We start from the raw sequence: 15,938 nt of genomic DNA, 5'->3' as shown, positions 1-15,938 counted from the left end.
TCTATGAGCAATCACATCCAGGAAGTTTGTCACGAGTTGACGGAGGTTACGCACGCCGCCCGCGTGGCTTTCGGCCCCCTGTCGGCTGAGCAACTCAACTGGAAACCTTCGGCGGAAAGCTGGAGCATCGCCCAGTGTCTCGATCATCTCATCACGATCAACCGATTCTACTTTCCATTGCTCGAGTCAATGAGTACTGACACCCCGGGACCCACCTTCTGGGAACGACACTCACCTCTCAGCGGATTTCTCGGGAAGTTCTTGATCAAGACGTTGGGTCCGGAGTATCCGAAGAGGACGAAAACGAGCCCGAAGGCCGAACCTTCAGCGAGCGCGATTGACGCGAGAATCCTTGATACATTTGCTCGCCACCAGGGTGAACTGATCGAGCATCTGCGAAGGATCCCCTCCAGCATCGATCTGAAGGGAACAATCGTCACATCGCCCTTGCTGGGATGGGTAACGTACCGCTTGGAAGATTGCCTTACGATGCTGGCGGTTCACGAGAAACGGCATTTGCTGCAAGCAAGGCGTGTGATGGAAGCGGCGGGGTTCCCAAAGGCAGTATGAGGATATGTTAAGCGAAACTCGCTGGATGACGGTGGCCGGCCACTGGAACTCGCCAACTACTGCTACCTGTTCCAACATAAGCGCGGCACGTTGCTGTGGGAGACGGGCGTGCCGGATTCGGTCGCAACGTACCCGGCGGGCATCACGGCACCGAGTGGGGTGATTGTCTGGTACCTTGATCGAACGCTCAGGGATCAGCTCGCGAGTCTTGGAATCCGCCCCGAAGACATCACGTATGTGGCGTTCTCGCATTCGCACGGGGACCATATTGGAAATGCGCGTGCCTTCACGCAGTCCACACTCTTGATACAAGGATCTGAGTTCGACTTCGCCTTGACGGCGATGCCTGCCTCGATTGATGTCGCTCAGCGCACTGCGCGGCTGGCCGGTGACCACGATGTATTCGGTGACGGGAGTCTCACAATCATCTCAACGCCAGGCCATACACCCGGACACCAGTCTCTGCTCGTCACACTTCGCGAGACCGGCCCTCTCCTCTTGTCCGGGGATCTCGTGCACTTCCAGTATATGTGGGATCACGGGGTCGTGCCGTCGTTCAATATCGACCTCGCGCAGTCCCTCGCGTCGATGGAACGCGTTCGTGAGATGCTCACGGCGCAGGGGGCACAGCTGTGGATCGGCCACGACAAGGACTTTGCCGCCACCATCGAACGCGCGCCATATTCGTATCGGTGAGATCACCTCACCCACGTCCGAGCGTGGGGCGCTTGTCGCACTCCCCCAGGCGTGCGGCTGTGGGGCCCTACACGCTGCCCTGCTTCCGCAGCACCCCTCGCACCGCCGCCAATCGTCGGCGCGACACGGGTACGCGCGACCCCGTCGCGAGGATGAGCACGCCCTCGCCTGGCCCCGTCCGCACGAACTCGCGAATCGCGCTCGTGCGGACGAGCGCCTGCCGGTGCGCGCGAACGAACCCGCGCGGGCCTACGCGCCGCTCGAGCGAGTCGAGTGACTCCCTGACGAGGTAACTCCTCGTACCCACCCAGAGCCGGGCATAGTTGTCGGCACTCTCGATCACTTCAATCTCGGATAGTCGCACGACCGCCGTGCCTCGCGCCGTGGATACGGCGATGCCGCTGTCGCCGCCGTGCGCGGCGTGGCCTCGCAGCATACGCGCGAGACGATGCATCGTCGCCGCGAACCGCGCTTCATTCACCGGCTTCACGAGATAGTCGAGCGCCTGTGCTTCGAACGCCTTGAGCGCGAACTCGTCATACGCGGTGAGGAACACCACCGCGGGCATCCGCTCCGGCGTGCGCCGCCGCACGACCTCAAAGCCGTCCACCCCCGGCATCTGGATATCAAGAAACACCACGTGAGGTCGCGCTTCATCCAGGCTTCGCAATACCTCCGAGCCGTTGCGGCACTCGGCCACCACCGTGAAGCGCGGGTGCTTGTCCAGCAACTGCCGCACGCCGCGCCGCGCCGCCGGCTCGTCGTCGGCAATGAGCACGCCCCACTCAGCGACCGGCATCAGTCCCCCCTTGCACGCGCTCGCGATGGGGGATCCGCAGCGACGCGACCGTGCCGCCCTCGGCGCGCGGCTCGACCGTGAGCGATGCCTGCGGTCCATAGAGTGCCCGCAGACGTTCGCGCGTATTCGCGATGCCGTGCCCTGCCGGCGGCTCGCCGCCCGTGATGCCGATTCCATCGTCGACGACGGTCAGCACCAGCAGGTCGGCAATGCGCGCAACCGTGACCCACAGCTGTCCTGCGTCCTCACGCCGCGCGATGCCGTGGCGGATGGCGTTCTCCACAAGGTGCTGCAGCGCGAACGAGGGCACGGCAGCCGTCTCCAGCCCGCGTGCGATGTCGAACGTTACGCGAAGTCGGTCGGGAAAGCGCGCCGCCTCGATGGCAAGGTACTGGCGCACGAGCTCGAGTTCGTCGTCCAGCGCACTCTCGTCGTTGGGGTCGCGCCGGAGGATGCGACGGAACACCTCGCTCATCAACTCGATGATCCGCACCGCGCCGGCGCGGTCTCCGTCCCGCACGAGGACAACCAGCGTGTTGAGCGTATTGAAGAGGAAGTGTGGATTGACCTGCGCCTGCAGCGCGCTGAGGCGTGCCGTGGCCAGCTGCTCCGAGAGCCGGGCCAGTTGTAGCTCGCGGTCCCGTGCCTCGGCGAAATAGCTGATGGCGTGCGCGAGCGCTGCCACGGTGGTATAGACCACGACACCGAACGGGACCGTCGTCGCAATCCAACTGACAACGTTTCGCGCGACGACGAATCCCAGGTCCGGACCCGCATCAGAGATCGCCTTGAGCAGGGCGTCGGGCTCAAAGATGGCGCCGAGGACAAGCTGCAGCAGCTTTCCAACCACTGCCCACACGACGCAGAAGAGCAGAGCGAGTCCGAGATGGATCGCGAAGTGACGACGCAGTCGCTCGCCGACCACGGGCCATCGGGTGCTGGCCCAGAAGATCGCGGGCGTCACGAGTGCGTATGCGACCCAGTCCCAGAACTGAAAGAGTAACTCAGACGCCGATGCCGGACCCCAGTCCTGAAGCCGGCCCTGGACGAGACGGTTCACGACGCCGAAGATCGCCGGCCAAAGCCAGATGGCCGAGACCAGCATCCAAGGCTTGAGTCGCGGAGCCGACATAAGAGGACAGTACGGGCGAAGAACCCGGACCGCAACGCAACCGAAGGCAGGCGCCGTTCACGTCAGAGTCAGTACCGCCCGCGTATAGAGGGCTGGCGCACTGCGCCCAGCCGGCCCAATCTCTCGCCATGGCGCCTCCCTTGACGCGTGTCCAATCGGTTGACCTGCTGCGCGGGGTGGTCTGCGTCCTTATGGCGATCGACCACGTGCGCGTCTACTCCGGCATCCCCGCCGGCGGGCCGGAGACGGGCGTGTTCCTCACGCGCTGGGTCACGCACTTCGTCGCGCCCATGTTCTGCTTCTTCGCGGGCACCTCGGCCTGGTTTCACGGGCGACAGCTCGCGGATGTCGGCGCGCTGCGTCGGTTCCTCGTGAGTCGAGGGCTGCTGCTGGTCGTGCTTGAGCTCACCGTCATCCGCTTCCTCTGGGCGTTCGAGGTCGGAACGGGGTTCGTGCTCGCCGGCGTGATCTGGATGCTGGGATGGTGTATGGTGCTCCTCGCCCCGTTCGTTGGGATGCGCGCTCGGCGTGTCGGAATCATCGGCATCGCGATTGTGGCGCTGCAGCAACTCCTCGCGCTGGTGCCGCAGATCGTACCCGCAGCGGCGCGTCACGGGTTCGGATACGTGTGGAATTTCATCTACCCTGCCGGCACCGAACCTTGGAGCGGCATCCAGATCCTCTACGTCCTCGTACCGTGGGTCGGCGTGATGCTCGCCGGATACGCGCTCGGCGCACTCTGGGAGCGCGAGACGGCGGATCGAGAGCGGATCCTGCGGCGGCTCGGCGTGGCGATGACGATATCATTTCTCGTGCTCGGCGGAGCGCTTGCTGCGACGGGCGCAGAGGAGGGAGGCACGCTGCCGTTCTGGATGCGCCTGCTGAATCAGCAGAAGTACCCGGCGTCGCAGCTTTTCCTGTTGATGACCCTCGGCCCCGCGATTGCATTGCTGCCGTGGGCTGAACGCGCTCAGGGCTGGGTGGCGCGCGCGCTGACGACCATCGGCCGCGTGCCGATGTTCTACTATCTCTCCCACATACTCGTCATCCACCTCCTCGCGATCGCGACGATGTGGATGCGGTTCGGCGAATTTCGTCACGAATGGTATGCGACTGCACCATACACGTGGCTCCCGGACCACCGGTGGGACCTCGTGACGCTCTACGCTGTCTGGGCCGTGGCCATTGCCGTGTTGTACCCGCTCTGCGCCGCGTACGCGCGCCGCAAGGCGACTCGGCCCGCGCCGTGGATGCGGTACCTCTGACCCTTCACATCGGAGTCCTGATGCAACGGTTCGTGCTCGTCGCAGTCCTTACGCTCTCGGCACCTGCACTTCACGCCCAGTCTGCACGCGATACCACGACGATGCTGCTGCGCGGGGGATTCCAGGAGGTGAGTGGATGGATCTCGCAAGCCGCGACGCTCGTTTCCGCCGAGCAGTACACGTACCGACCGACGGCGGGAGTGCGAACCGTGGGCGAGTTGCTGGCCCACATCGCCGACGGATACATCTGGTACTGTTCGAACGCCGCAGGGAGGCAGACAGAGTGGTCGGATGCGACGGAGAAGGGACCGCTCGACAAGGCCACGCTGCAGAGGCGACTTCAATCGGCCACCGACGCTTGCATCGCCGCGTACGCAAGAGGGAGCCAGATGCCGTTGTTGCAGAACATCGGCCACGCGAGCCTGCACTACGGGAATCTCGTGACCTACCTGCGGATGATGGGACTCACGCCACCGTCGAGTTGACGCTTCGCGGAGCGGCTCTGACACGTATCGTGGGACATAGCATTCTGGAGGATTGTCCTTGCACCGCGACACCGACCATTTCTGGTATCCCCGACCGGTGTTCTTCGTCGCCGACCTCGTACGCGCGCTCCATTTCTACCGAGAGCTCCTCGGCTTCACGAAGAAGTGGCACGAGGCCGACGGCGCGGGTACGGTCTGCCAAGTCGACCGGAGTGACTGCGAGATCATCCTCTGTGAAGACTCGGGCCGCACCACACCAGCTCGGCTCTTCATCGAGTTGACGCCCGAAGGGCTCGCCGCACTGAGGCAAGAGCTCGAAGCCCGCTCCGTCCCGTACACGATCGCCCGCTGGGGAGATGACGTGGTCCGCGTGCTCGACCCCGATGGCAATGAACTGTTGTTCCCCATCGGCGGCACGCAGGACGGGCCCGAGGCCGTGTGAAGTCAACCGGAAAGTGCAACACCGAACCGGTTGCAGCGGCGGTCCGTTGCGCAGCCCGCCGCTGAACCGGAGCGTTAGACCGCATTTAGGTAGTGTGCCCTACCACACCTCTCGTGGGACAGATTATGCGAACCGAACGTCCAGAGCCCATCCTCCGGTCTCTCGACTTGGCAGCGACCCGTTCATTCTACGAATCCCTTGGCTTCACCCCGTGGTTCCGAGGGACCGGATACGAGATCGTTTCTCGCGGTAACCTCGTCGTGCACTTTGAAGAGCACCGTGCGCTTAACCCCGACGAGAATCGCGACGCCTGTTACTGGCGCGTCACCGATGCGGACGCGCTTCACAGCGAGTTCACTCGGCTGAACCTTCCATCCACAGGCATACCGCGCATCACGCCGCCCGAGGATGAGATATGGGGTATGCGCGAGTTTACGCTCAAGGATCCCTCTGGCAATCTCGTGCGGATCGGCCATGATCTCGATGCGAGCTCGGCGTACGTACCGAGTGCGCCGCACACGTAGCAGGCGCGCCCGGACATCAGTCACTGCTCGTGCAACTGCCGAAGACGGGTGCGCTCCTTCTCACCTGCGAGGTTGGTCAACGAGCACCGTGCGTAGCCCTGGACCGGTCACGACAAGACATCACTGCCAGCATCAACCGCGCGCAGACGCATTGCGAGTAACGTCGAACCCTATGGGGAGGTGTTCGCGCGAGAGACTCGCACCAGCCACCGACGGCGAGTCCGGGCGTTGGGTGGGACGAGCCGTGGGGTGAGGAGATACTCGGGCACTGGGAACGTGGCGCTTCGCGACACTCGTCACGCCGTGTAGGATCAAGGCGCCCCGTGCGCACGAAACGGCTCAAGCGTACGCGCACGACGCGTGACAATCAGGTAACTCCCGACGGCGAAGACCAGCGCGGTCACGCCACCGACCGCCGCCGCGAATATCGCGCCGGCGCCGCCACCGATCGCCCGCGTGGCCGGCAGCCGAGTGATCGCCTCGGAGGCGAGCGCCGCGACCAGCCCCACGTAGGAGAAGGTCATCCACCAGAAATGGACCTCCACGCGGTGCGCCCGTAGGAACCTCTGATTCGCCAAGCGCGCCCTTCTCGCCCTCCGGGCGGCGAGCATCCCGGCGACGATGCCGGCCAGGCTAACGACTGCCGCGACGTGGAAGGGACCGAAGCCGCCGAACAGTCCGTAGAGCGTGAAGGCCGTCGCATTGACCGTCAGCATCGCGAGCAGGTACGTCCAGCCGATCCGGCGGTGTCGCGGACCGCCTTTCGGCCCCTGCCTGAGGACGATGGCGCCGAGGACGATGGCGGCCACCGCCGCCACGAAGTGTATCGTTCCGACGATTGTCATACCGTGTGTCTACGCCGCGGCTCGCGGCAGGTTTCGCTTTCGGCCGTTCGCACGCAACCAGATGGAGAGTGCCGGTGTCCCACCTCCGGAGGCCTTGCAATGCGTCGAATCCTGATAGCGGTGACAATCGCCGCGTCCTGCGCACCGCCGCGACCGGCGGTCGACTGTGAACTGATCAACCTGATGCCGGAGTTTCTCGCGTTCTGGGATTCGACGCGCCACGTCGACCTTGACGCGCGCGTCACTCGCTTCCGTGCGGACGTGGTGTCTCGGTCGGAGCAGCTCTATGGACCTCAGGTGCGCGTCGGTGCGGATCCAGCCCGCCTCGATGACGATGTCCGCGCGTGGTTTCGATTCCTCGCACAAGACGACACCGCGTTTCGCGCGATGAGCGTGCAGCTCGCGGCCGAGCTGCCGCGCTTGGGGCCTGACCTGGCTGCGGCGCTGCCTGGGTTCCGCTGTACGGCTCCCGTCTACTTCTTCTTCTCGGCTGGCGCCTTCGACGGTGCCGTCCGCGTCGTGGACGGGCGTGAGCTGCTGCTCTTCGGCGTCGAAGTCGCATCGCGGACGCAGCGACCCGGGGAGCTCCGCGCGTTCGTCGGGCACGAGATGTTCCACCTGTACCACCGCGCGGTGACAGGGCCCGAAATGGACAGCACGCTGTACGGCCGCGTGTGGCGGGAAGGCCTCGCAACGCTGTTCAGCCGACGCTTCGCGCCGGACGTTGCCGAGGAGGCGATCCTCGGCTGGCCGCGTGACCTCGCTGCACAGGTAGAGCCACGATGGGGCGAGGTGGTCGATTTCATTCTCGAGCACCTCGATGCCACGGACGAGGCGACGATGCATCGTCCGCTGCTCGCCGCCGCGAGCGGCGACTTGCCGCCACGGTTCGGCTACTACGTCGGCTATCTGGTGGCACGGGAACTCGCGCGTGACCTGCCGTTCGAGACGCTGCTGCGCCTCGAGGGTCCGGCGCTGCGCGAGGCGATGGCGAAGGCGCTGCGGCGGTTACAGGGCGCTGCCCACGGGGCTGCCGCGGGACAGAAGCGCTAGGGGACGACGCCTAGAGGGCCGCCGGAGCTCGTAGACGTGGCGCTCACGAGGCGTTAGCATCTCGAGGGTTGCTGTGGTCGGGAATCGCCAGAAGCGTGGGCTGGCCAGTTGACACTGACACCTACGGACAAATGAGCAAGGTCTTCGTCAGCATCGGGCTGAGCCTCGATGGCTACCTCGCCCCGGAAGGAATGACAATGAGTGACCCCGGCCATATGGGGTGGGGAGCCAAGTGGGGCGCGCTGATGGCCTGGATCGTTAACACCCAGTACTTCCGCGAGAACCTCAAGATCGGCGGCGGTGGCGAGACGGGCCCAATCAACGATCTCGTTCGACACACCACCGAGCGCATCGGCGCGAACATTATGGGCAGGCGGATGTTCGACCAAGGCGAGGTCGCCTGGCCGGAAGAAGCTCCGTTCCACACGCCGGTCTACGTGCTTACGCATTCCCCCCGAGAACCCTGGGCGCGCCCGGGCGGCACGATGTTCCACTTCGTCACCGACGGCCCTGAGCGCGCCCTCGCGCTCGCACGGGATGCCGCGGGCGACCGCGACGTCCGTATTGCCGGGGGCGCCGATGTCATCCAGCAATTCCTGAATCGCGACCTGGTCGACGAGCTGGAGATCGCGCTCGCACCGGTGCTGTTTCACCGCGGACGACGGCTCTTCGAGAACATTGCCGAGCCCGGGCCACAGTTCCGCATCGATCGTGTCATCAACGGACCCGCCGCGACACACCTGCGTTATGTCAGGGCGTGAGCTCCGGATGACAGGAACGAGCACGATCTCGTGATGACCCACACACGCAGCGCGAACATCTTTTCTCATCACTTCTCTTAGAGGCTCACGTCCGTGTCCGCGCCAGTGGGTGTCGGCGATCTCGTTGCCTGGGATGGAGGCGTGCTTCTCATCGGGCACGCAAACCGGGTCATTCCCACGCACGCCCACCAGGCGATTCAGGTGGCCTTTGGCTACGCAGGCCCCGTGGGGCTACGTCGCTCCGATGACGAACCGTGGCTGCCCTATCCACTCGGCATCGTCGCCTCGCGCCAGTCGCACTCGATGGATGCGACGGCAGCCACCTACAATGCCGTGATCTTCGTCGAGCCAGAGACCTCCGCGGGCCGCACGCTCGCTGCCCGCCTGCCCGCAGGCGGCCTCGCCTCCATCGACGAGGCGGCAGTGCGTGGTGTGTGTACCGACCTCTTCGCCGGCTGGCTCGCCGGCAGCAGCAAGCCGCAACTCATCACCGGCGCCACTCGGGTGATCGCGGCGCTCACCTCCAGCGCCGCAGCGCCAACCGTCACCGACGACCGCATCCTGCGCGCCATAGAGTTCGTCCGCACACATCTCGACACGGATGTGACACTGGACGCGGTTGCGGCCCACGTCTTTCTCTCCCCCGGCCGATTCCGCCACCTGTTCGTCGAGCAGACGGGGATGGGGATGCGCCCGTACATCCTGTGGCGACGCTTCATCCTCGCGTGGGACCTGCTCGCGCAGGGCGAGTCGATCTCGACCGCGGCGCACCGCGCCGGCTTCGCGGATGCCGCGCACTTCACGCGCACCTCCAACCGGATGTTCGGATTCCCCCCATCGCTGCTGCAGGTCGCTGCCGGCCCTACGCCGCCGACACCATAACGACGACGCTGCCGCGTTTGCGCTTGGTCTCGACGCGGCGATGTGCCTCGACGATCTGGGCGAACTCATAGGTGCGGTCAATCAGCGGCGTGTAGTCCCCGGCCGCTGCGAGCGCGGCCAGCCGCTGCAGGTCTTCCACGCGTGCCACCGACGGACCTGCGATTACACGATGCCCGCGCGAGCGACCCGCCAGCGGCGAGCGGAGGAGTTCACCGAAACCACTGAGGACCGCGAGCAGGCGGCCGCCCGCGACGAGCGCATTTGCCACGCGTGCATAAGGGGCGTTGCCGACGGTATCGACGATGACGTCGTACGTCTGCCCAGTGGTCGCAAAGTCCTCGCGCGCGTAGTCGATCACGTGAGTCGCGCCGAGCGCACGGACGATATCGGCGTTGGCCGCACTGCACACCGCCGTCACCTCGGCACCCGCGTGACGCGCGAGCTGGACGGCGGCGGACCCCACCGCACCCGACGCGCCGTTCACGAGCACGCGCTCGCCGCGTCGGAGCGCTGCGCGATCGTAGAAGCCGATCATCGTCATCCCGCCGAACGAGATGGCGGCGGCCTGCTCGAACGTGAGCCGCGCTGGCTTCTTGACCACGAGGCCGTCTGCCGCGATGCACCGAAACTCCGCGTGGGCGCCCATCTTGGCATCCGCAAAGGCGAAGACCTCGTCGCCGACCGCAAAGTTGCTGACGCCGGCGCCGAGTGCGGCGATGGTACCCGAGAGCTCCGTGCCGAGGATCGGTTGCCGAGGGCGCGAGATGCCGAAGAAGAGCCGGCCGAACGGACCGAAGCCCGGAGGCATTTCCAGACTGCGCGCCCGCCAGTCGCCAGTGGACACGGTGGTGGCGTGCACCCGAATCAGCACTTCGCCAGCCGCCGGCGTGGGCGTCGGGACCTCGCGGATCGACACGACCTCGGGCGCTCCATACTGCTCATACACTGCTGCTTTCATACCGTCTCCAAGGTGCAGGGCTGTTCAGCCCGTTGATAGTCGCAGGAACACACGCCGCCAGCGCAGCTCGATGCGGAAGGTGCGGAGCTGCGCGCGCACCTCCAGCATTGAGCGACGGCCTCGGTGATCAGGGGAAGCCCCAGGAGCCGCGACGCCGCGCGACCGCCCTCGGGACGGATGTCGCGAACGACGGGACGCCCGGCGAGGTCAAACGAGAGCTCGGCCACGAGCGCAAAGCCGGCCTTCTGGATGCCGATGCCAGAGGCGTGGTTCTCCGGTGCGTAGGCGATCCAGAATCGTTCGCCATCGACCGACTCAGCGTCGACGATGGCATCGAGTAGCCGCGGATAGATGCCACGGCCACGATACGCGGCGAGCGTGACGAAGTTCCAGAGGTATCGGTCGGCCTGCGGCACGACGAACGACGCCTTGAGCTCGCCGATGGTCGCAGCCGTCGTGGCGACCCAGCCCCAGGCGGCAGGCGCGCCATCGATGCTTGCGATGTATGCGCGATGGCCTCCGGCAAAGCGATTGTCGATCTCCTCGCGCGTGCGGCCCTGAAGCCGCGCCATCACGTCGGGATTGAGTTCGCGATGTACGGTCATCCCGAGGAGCGGTGGCTTGAACGGGCTGGCATCGCGGCGGTGGCGGAAGGCAATAGGCATAGCAGGAGGATAGGGCCACCCGGTGCACTCGGCTTGAACGCAGCGGCTGAGTTGCGTCGCGGCCCGGCGGCGCAGGTTAGCCCTCTCGTTCAATCGCCCGAGCCCCCCTTCCAGCGACACTCCCTGCGTTGGCCGATGGCACTCACTCAACGCAGAGGTAACAGATGGTGAAGCAACTCGTTCTACTCGGACTCTTGTCGGCGATGCTGCCGAACCTCTCTGGCGCGCAGGAGCGTGAACCTCGACTCGTCGCTGGCATTCGGTCGGCTCTGGCCACGGCACCGATGACACTCTCAGGGCTTGACCCGGCCTTCGACGACCTCGCGCCTGATGGACCGGAGGGGCCGCATATGTCCGGCTTCTTTCTGATGTACGCGCTGAAGCCATACCTGCGCGTGGGTGTGGAGACGTTGGTCGCCAGTTCCGACAAGGACCAAGTGACGACGATGAACTATCAGGCGGCGGGGCCGGTAGTGGAGTTCCGGTACGGGCGGACCTGGTATGTGTCCGCCGGCGTGCACGGCGGCGGATTGATCGTGAACGCAATGGCGCGTCAGGGCGCCGCGCCGTCGCAGGGCGCGTCGACGGGGGCGTTCTTCAAGGGGGACGGTGCATTCCTGGCGCCGTACGTGGACGTCGGCCGCCGCGTGCGCGGCTATGAGGTCGGCGTATTCGCCAAGCAGGTGAACGTGTTCGGCGAGAAGTCGCGGGGTGGCATCTCGGACTTCAGCGCGACGTTCTTGGGCCTGCGTCTGGCTGCCTCACCGCGCGGGTGACGCATCATCACGGCACGTCGCCCGCACGCACTCGCGAAGCCAACGATGTGCACCATCGGCGTCGAGTCGTGGATGCCAGAGCATCGCGACCACGAGCGCGTCGGTCGTGAACGGCAGCGTGAACCGGACTAACCCCTCGCAGAGGTTTGCCGTGTGTCGCTCAGGCACGACGGCAACGAGGTCGCTCTGCCGCACGATGGCGACCGCCGCGGGGTGACTCGGCCGCTGGCCAACGCGTGCCCAGCACGCACGATGCCGACGAAGCGATCGCGAAACAGCATCTGCATCTTGAACTCAGGGGCGGTCACGGCGTCCACGACGCCGGTCTCGAGATCTACCAGCCCGTCGCGCAATGGCCCTCGGTCCTTGCCGGACTTCTGAACGAAGCGCAGACGCACGCGCGGAGCGGCCTTGCTGATGCGCGAGACGAGCGCGGGCCATAGTTCTCGACAAAGCCATCGCTGCTGCGGATGGCGAAGCTCCGTTCGAGCTGGTCGATCCGCGCCTTCGCGGCCGGACGCAGCACCGACTCCGCGCCGTCCACGAGCGCGGCGGTGACGGGTGCCGGCAGTCGCACGCGGAACGATCTCGCGGTGCTCGTGGGCCTGCGCTTGGAGCGGCGATGAGCCCGATGCTGCACGCGGCTGCCGCCGTCGCCCTGGGTGCCGGCGCGACGGCAGCGATTGACGCGTGGAACTACGCCCTGCGGCGCGTGGCGGGCATCGCGTCACTCAACTATTGCCTCCTGGACCGCTGGGTGAGCCACCTGCGCCACGGTGTGTTCCGGCACCGCAGCATCGCCGACGCCGAGCTGGCTCGCTGTGAATGCACGCTCGGCTGGATCGCCCACTACGGCATCGGCATCGCGCTGGCGGCGGTGTTCGTCGGCGCGGCCGGGGCCGACTGGCTCCTGCGTCCGACGGTGCTACCGGCGCTGGGGTTTGGCGTGGTCACCGTAGCGCTGCCGTTCTTCGTGCTGCAGCCGGCGCTTGGACTCGGACTGGCATCGTCAGCGACACGCGATCCGCTCGCGGCTCGCATCAAGAGCCTTGCGACGCACAGCGTGTACGGGCTCGGGCTTTATGCCTGCGCCCGCGTGCTCTCAGCGTGGCTGTTCGCCTGAGCGGCGCGACGCGCAATAGGCATCACGAGGAACACCATCGCGAGGACCATCGGCGGGACGATGATGGCGGTCATCCCGAATTGCGAGAGTCCGCGCGTCACTGGACCGAGCACGAGCATCAGCACGTTGATGACGAGGTAGGCGCCGATGTTGGCGGCAGCGAGAAACTTGAGTTGGGCAGGAAGGGGCACGGTCGTCTCGAAGTGAGTTGTGAATGTGCGCTGGAGACTAGTGGCGCCGAGGCGACGGCGCTCCACGTCATCGGGTCTGACTCAGCCGGGGACTTGAGCCGCAGCGAAGGCAACCCTTTTCCCGGCAGCCTGTGTCGGAGACGATGACGTCCGAACTCGCGGACACTGCGCGCACCCACAACTGCAGCAACGAGGAGAGCGTCCCCGATGTACCTCCGATCTCCCGCCGCACGTCTCGGAACCGTGGCGCTCTTCAGCCTTGCGGCCAGCTCCTGCGGGCAAGGAAGTCAACAGACGTCCGCTGCGGCACGCGCGCCACGGGATCTCGCCGGAATCATCGCGCCGCTACTCGAAACGAGCAAGATCCCTGCGCTCGGCGCCGCCGTGGTGAGCGCTGACGGACTCGAAGCCATCGGCGCTGTCGGCCTGCGCTCGTGGGCGGATACGCAGCAGGTAAGCGTGGACGACCAGTGGCATATCGGCTCGTGCACCAAGGCGATGACGGCGACGCTCGCCGCGCGCCTGGTTGATCGTGGCGTGCTCAATTGGGAGACCACGATCGGTGCCGTCTTCGGATCGACAATCGACCCGGCGTGGAAGGATGTGCCGATCGTGTGGTTGCTGAGCCATCGCTCTGGCGCGCCACTCAACTTCAGCGATGCCCTGTGGCGGGAGATGGCCGCGCGCGGCGGATCACCCCGCGAGCAACGACGATTCTTCGTTGAACAAGGGCTCAGGACGGCACCGACGAACACACCGAACACCGTGACCGTCTACTCCAACTCGGGCCTCCTCGTCGCCGGCGTGATGATGGAGATGCTGACCGACTCCCCGTGGGAAGACCTGATGCAGCGCGAGGTATTCGAACCGCTTGGGATGACGCGGACGGGCTTCGGCGCGCCAGGTACGCCGGGGGCGCTGGATCAACCCTTGGGACACCGGCGCGGCGCGGACGGATGGCGGCCGGTCGCACTCGGACCGAACGCCGACAACCCCGCGGCTACCGGACCCGCGGGATCCGTCCACACGACGCTGGCCGACTGGGCACGATTCGTCGCCGCACACCTGCGTGGCGAGAATGGCGATGAACGATTCCTCTCGACGGCGTCCTGGCAGCGCCTGCACGCGGCGGGCGGAAAGGACTGGACCTACTCACCGGGCTGGGTGGTGACCGAACAGGACTGGGCTGGCGGGAAGATGCTTCGGCATATCGGGAGCAACAGCTTCTGGATCGCCGAAGCGACGCTCGCTCCGCGCAAAGGCTTCGCGGTGCTGCTCGTAACGAATGTCGCCGATGATGCGGTCGAGACGCCGTTCAAGGAGCTTCTCGCTGTGTTGGTGGCTGACCAGGCGTCGCGCGAAGCAAGTGCACCCCGATTGCCACCGCCCACACGATCGCGAGCACGAGATACAGATTGAGCCCCGCTGCACTGAGCGCCTCCACGCCGCCGAGATTCCCCACTAGGTCCAGCAGGCAGGAGGTGCCGGTCGCGACCGACAGCCAACCCACGAGCGGCATCGCGACCCGCTGAAGGAGGCCGGCCCCGATCCACCACAACGCGGCGAACACCATTTCGAGAATGTTCCACAGGCCTTTCGTCACCGCCGTGGTCACGGTAGTGAAGATGTAGGCGATCACGGCCTGGTCGTCGGCAGTGGCACTGCGCAGCTGCTGCAGCAGGTCGGGCCACACCGCCGCGAGAACAGCGGCCCCGACCGCACCGATGATGGCGTAGGCCACGCCGCTCAGCGTGATCAGCGGCGCCCACGACGAGCGTTCGCGCAACCACAGGTGCTGCTGCAGCACCACCGGCAGCAACAGCAGGTAGTAGCCGAACATATCCAGGATGGCGAACCAGAACATCAGTGCGTGATGCTCGGCGTACGCCAAGGTGCGCGTCGGGTCGCTGAAGGCGTCGAAGTCGAACTCCACAGCCATCGCCCCGACAGCCAAGCTGGCGATGGCGAGCGCCGCCGAGAGCAGCGTCAACTGCCCGACGACGCGGAGGTATCGCGAATCAGCGTGCATCGGTCGCTCCTTGGCCCAGCAAGACGGCGCGCGTGTGCAGCGGATGGCCGCTGGCCGCGCGCCGCACGAGGTGCGCGGCAACGTCCGCGCGCCTCACCGTGGAGGTCAGCGTGTAGCGGTCAACAGCGGTCGCGCGGCCGGTCGGGCGGCCCGACAGCAGCGTCACCGGACGCACGACTTCCCAGTCCACGTCGCTCGCAGCGAGAGTCGCTTCCATCCGCTCGAGGTCGCGATACGCGACGGCGACATTGCCCGAGTCGACCACTTGCCGCATCGTCCACGAGAGTTGGCTGCGGCTTTCCGCCACGCCGCCGGCGCTGATGGCCAGCAGGCGGGGTACGCCGTGCCAGCGCATCACCGGCAGCAGGCGCTCGACTACGCCGGAGGTGAGGTCCGGCGGCGACAGCAGGCGCGCCCACGGACTCAGGCCCGCTCGGCGCAGGCCGAGCGCGGAGACGACCACGGTCGCATCGGGCAGGACGTCGTCGAGGAACCGCACGTCGGTGACATCGCCGACGCGCACCTGCACGCCAGCGGGCACGGCGATGCTGCTGCCGGGCCGCACGGTGGCGGTGACCTGCCAGCCGCGCGCGGCCGCCAGGCGGACGACCCAACTGCCGCAGCCGCCGCTGGCGCCGAGGACGACGAGACGAGGTGCGTCTGCCGCTTTCGGTGGACGCTGGAGGGGGGCGAGGGAGGGACTGACGGTCATTTTGTGCTCAGGTGAGAGAGGACACCGAAG

Annotated in this window: 22 protein-coding genes; 14 read left to right on the top strand and 8 right to left on the bottom strand. The window is 66.2% G+C overall.

The genetic code is table 11. The features are described from left to right. Window positions 1-3 precede the first annotated feature (3 nt). Complete coding sequence (locus KF689_14290) at window positions 4-570, top strand: DinB family protein (GenBank protein ID MBX3134548.1); 567 nt, start codon at window positions 4-6, stop codon at window positions 568-570. A 90-nt stretch (window positions 571-660) separates the two neighbouring features. Continuing rightward, the gene (locus KF689_14285; GenBank protein ID MBX3134547.1) at window positions 661-1,266 is read left to right on the top strand and encodes an N-acyl homoserine lactonase family protein; all 606 of its coding nucleotides are present in this window, start codon (window positions 661-663) and stop codon (window positions 1,264-1,266) included. Between the two features lie 67 nt (window positions 1,267-1,333). On the opposite strand, the gene KF689_14280 is transcribed toward KF689_14285, so the two are convergent. Both KF689_14280 and KF689_14275 read right to left on the bottom strand, forming a co-directional pair. Further along, a complete protein-coding gene (locus KF689_14280; GenBank protein MBX3134546.1) occupies window positions 1,334-2,065 on the bottom strand; it encodes a response regulator transcription factor in 732 nt (243 codons plus the stop codon). Continuing rightward, complete coding sequence (locus KF689_14275) at window positions 2,052-3,197, bottom strand: histidine kinase (GenBank protein MBX3134545.1); 1,146 nt, start codon at window positions 3,195-3,197, stop codon at window positions 2,052-2,054. The genes KF689_14280 and KF689_14275 overlap by 14 nt, the downstream gene beginning before the upstream one ends. Before the next feature lie 140 nt (window positions 3,198-3,337). Between KF689_14275 and KF689_14270 the strand changes: the two genes are divergently transcribed. The 4 genes from KF689_14270 (at window position 3,338) to KF689_14255 (ending at window position 5,913) form a co-directional block, all read left to right on the top strand. Further along, the gene (locus tag KF689_14270) at window positions 3,338-4,462 is read left to right on the top strand and encodes a DUF1624 domain-containing protein (GenBank protein MBX3134544.1); all 1,125 of its coding nucleotides are present in this window, start codon (window positions 3,338-3,340) and stop codon (window positions 4,460-4,462) included. Between the two features lie 20 nt (window positions 4,463-4,482). Continuing rightward, window positions 4,483-4,947 carry a DinB family protein gene (locus KF689_14265; GenBank protein MBX3134543.1) on the top strand — a complete coding sequence of 155 codons (465 nt, stop codon included), beginning with the start codon at window positions 4,483-4,485 and terminating at the stop codon, window positions 4,945-4,947. A 52-nt stretch (window positions 4,948-4,999) separates the two neighbouring features. Next, the gene (locus KF689_14260) at window positions 5,000-5,389 is read left to right on the top strand and encodes a hypothetical protein (protein MBX3134542.1); all 390 of its coding nucleotides are present in this window, start codon (window positions 5,000-5,002) and stop codon (window positions 5,387-5,389) included. 125 nt (window positions 5,390-5,514) lie between these two features. Then, the gene (locus KF689_14255; protein MBX3134541.1) at window positions 5,515-5,913 is read left to right on the top strand and encodes a VOC family protein; all 399 of its coding nucleotides are present in this window, start codon (window positions 5,515-5,517) and stop codon (window positions 5,911-5,913) included. Between the two features lie 311 nt (window positions 5,914-6,224). Here the strand turns inward: KF689_14255 and KF689_14250 are convergent, their stop codons facing one another. Further along, window positions 6,225-6,758: a DUF2306 domain-containing protein gene (locus KF689_14250; protein ID MBX3134540.1), complete on the bottom strand. Its 534-nt coding sequence runs from the start codon at window positions 6,756-6,758 to the stop codon at window positions 6,225-6,227. Window positions 6,759-6,857: 99 nt separating this feature from the next. Between KF689_14250 and KF689_14245 the strand changes: the two genes are divergently transcribed. The 3 genes from KF689_14245 to KF689_14235 all read left to right on the top strand — a co-directional run bounded on the left by KF689_14245 (window position 6,858) and on the right by KF689_14235 (window position 9,454). Then, window positions 6,858-7,811 carry a hypothetical protein gene (locus KF689_14245; GenBank protein MBX3134539.1) on the top strand — a complete coding sequence of 318 codons (954 nt, stop codon included), beginning with the start codon at window positions 6,858-6,860 and terminating at the stop codon, window positions 7,809-7,811. A gap of 131 nt (window positions 7,812-7,942) precedes the next feature. Next, on the top strand, window positions 7,943-8,572 hold the full coding sequence (locus KF689_14240; GenBank protein ID MBX3134538.1) for a dihydrofolate reductase family protein: 630 nt from the start codon (window positions 7,943-7,945) through the stop codon (window positions 8,570-8,572). A 93-nt stretch (window positions 8,573-8,665) separates the two neighbouring features. Beyond that, window positions 8,666-9,454, top strand: coding sequence for a helix-turn-helix transcriptional regulator (locus tag KF689_14235; protein ID MBX3134537.1), 789 nt, complete (start codon window positions 8,666-8,668; stop codon window positions 9,452-9,454). Here the strand turns inward: KF689_14235 and KF689_14230 are convergent. Together KF689_14230 and KF689_14225 are read right to left on the bottom strand one after the other, a co-directional pair. Further along, window positions 9,435-10,412 (bottom strand): NAD(P)-dependent alcohol dehydrogenase, encoded by a 978-nt coding sequence (locus tag KF689_14230; GenBank protein MBX3134536.1) that lies wholly within the window; start codon window positions 10,410-10,412, stop codon window positions 9,435-9,437. The two genes, KF689_14235 and KF689_14230, sit on opposite strands and share 20 nt — an antisense overlap. Beyond that, entirely contained in the window at window positions 10,409-11,077 is a 669-nt protein-coding gene (locus KF689_14225) for a hypothetical protein (protein MBX3134535.1), read from the bottom strand. The genes KF689_14230 and KF689_14225 overlap by 4 nt, the downstream gene beginning before the upstream one ends. 167 nt (window positions 11,078-11,244) lie before the next feature. Here KF689_14225 and KF689_14220 point away from each other — a divergent pair, with 167 nt between their 5' ends. From KF689_14220 to KF689_14205, 4 genes are all read left to right on the top strand, one after another. Further along, complete coding sequence (locus KF689_14220; GenBank protein MBX3134534.1) at window positions 11,245-11,853, top strand: hypothetical protein; 609 nt, start codon at window positions 11,245-11,247, stop codon at window positions 11,851-11,853. A gap of 236 nt (window positions 11,854-12,089) precedes the next feature. Then, window positions 12,090-12,296: a hypothetical protein gene (locus KF689_14215; protein ID MBX3134533.1), complete on the top strand. Its 207-nt coding sequence runs from the start codon at window positions 12,090-12,092 to the stop codon at window positions 12,294-12,296. 27 nt (window positions 12,297-12,323) lie between these two features. Beyond that, window positions 12,324-12,479, top strand: a complete 156-nt coding sequence (locus KF689_14210; protein MBX3134532.1) for a hypothetical protein — start codon at window positions 12,324-12,326, stop codon at window positions 12,477-12,479. After that, window positions 12,476-12,976 carry a DUF2938 family protein gene (locus KF689_14205; GenBank protein ID MBX3134531.1) on the top strand — a complete coding sequence of 167 codons (501 nt, stop codon included), beginning with the start codon at window positions 12,476-12,478 and terminating at the stop codon, window positions 12,974-12,976. The genes KF689_14210 and KF689_14205 overlap by 4 nt, the downstream gene beginning before the upstream one ends. Here KF689_14205 and KF689_14200 read toward each other — a convergent pair. Next, window positions 12,934-13,167 (bottom strand): hypothetical protein, encoded by a 234-nt coding sequence (locus KF689_14200; GenBank protein MBX3134530.1) that lies wholly within the window; start codon window positions 13,165-13,167, stop codon window positions 12,934-12,936. The two genes, KF689_14205 and KF689_14200, sit on opposite strands and share 43 nt — an antisense overlap. Before the next feature lie 207 nt (window positions 13,168-13,374). Between KF689_14200 and KF689_14195 the strand changes: the two genes are divergently transcribed. Further along, complete coding sequence (locus KF689_14195; protein MBX3134529.1) at window positions 13,375-14,586, top strand: beta-lactamase family protein; 1,212 nt, start codon at window positions 13,375-13,377, stop codon at window positions 14,584-14,586. Here KF689_14195 and KF689_14190 read toward each other — a convergent pair. Beyond that, a complete protein-coding gene (locus KF689_14190) occupies window positions 14,483-15,196 on the bottom strand; it encodes a hypothetical protein (protein MBX3134528.1) in 714 nt (237 codons plus the stop codon). The two genes, KF689_14195 and KF689_14190, sit on opposite strands and share 104 nt — an antisense overlap. Beyond that, window positions 15,186-15,908, bottom strand: coding sequence for an NAD(P)H-binding protein (locus KF689_14185; GenBank protein ID MBX3134527.1), 723 nt, complete (start codon window positions 15,906-15,908; stop codon window positions 15,186-15,188). The genes KF689_14190 and KF689_14185 overlap by 11 nt, the downstream gene beginning before the upstream one ends. Window positions 15,909-15,938 lie beyond the last annotated feature (30 nt).

Source organism: Gemmatimonadaceae bacterium (genome assembly GCA_019637355.1).
In the GTDB taxonomy this organism is placed as follows: domain Bacteria; phylum Gemmatimonadota; class Gemmatimonadetes; order Gemmatimonadales; family Gemmatimonadaceae; genus Pseudogemmatithrix.
Note: the sequence above shows the minus strand (reverse complement) of the source record. Positions and strands in the feature narration are given on the sequence as shown.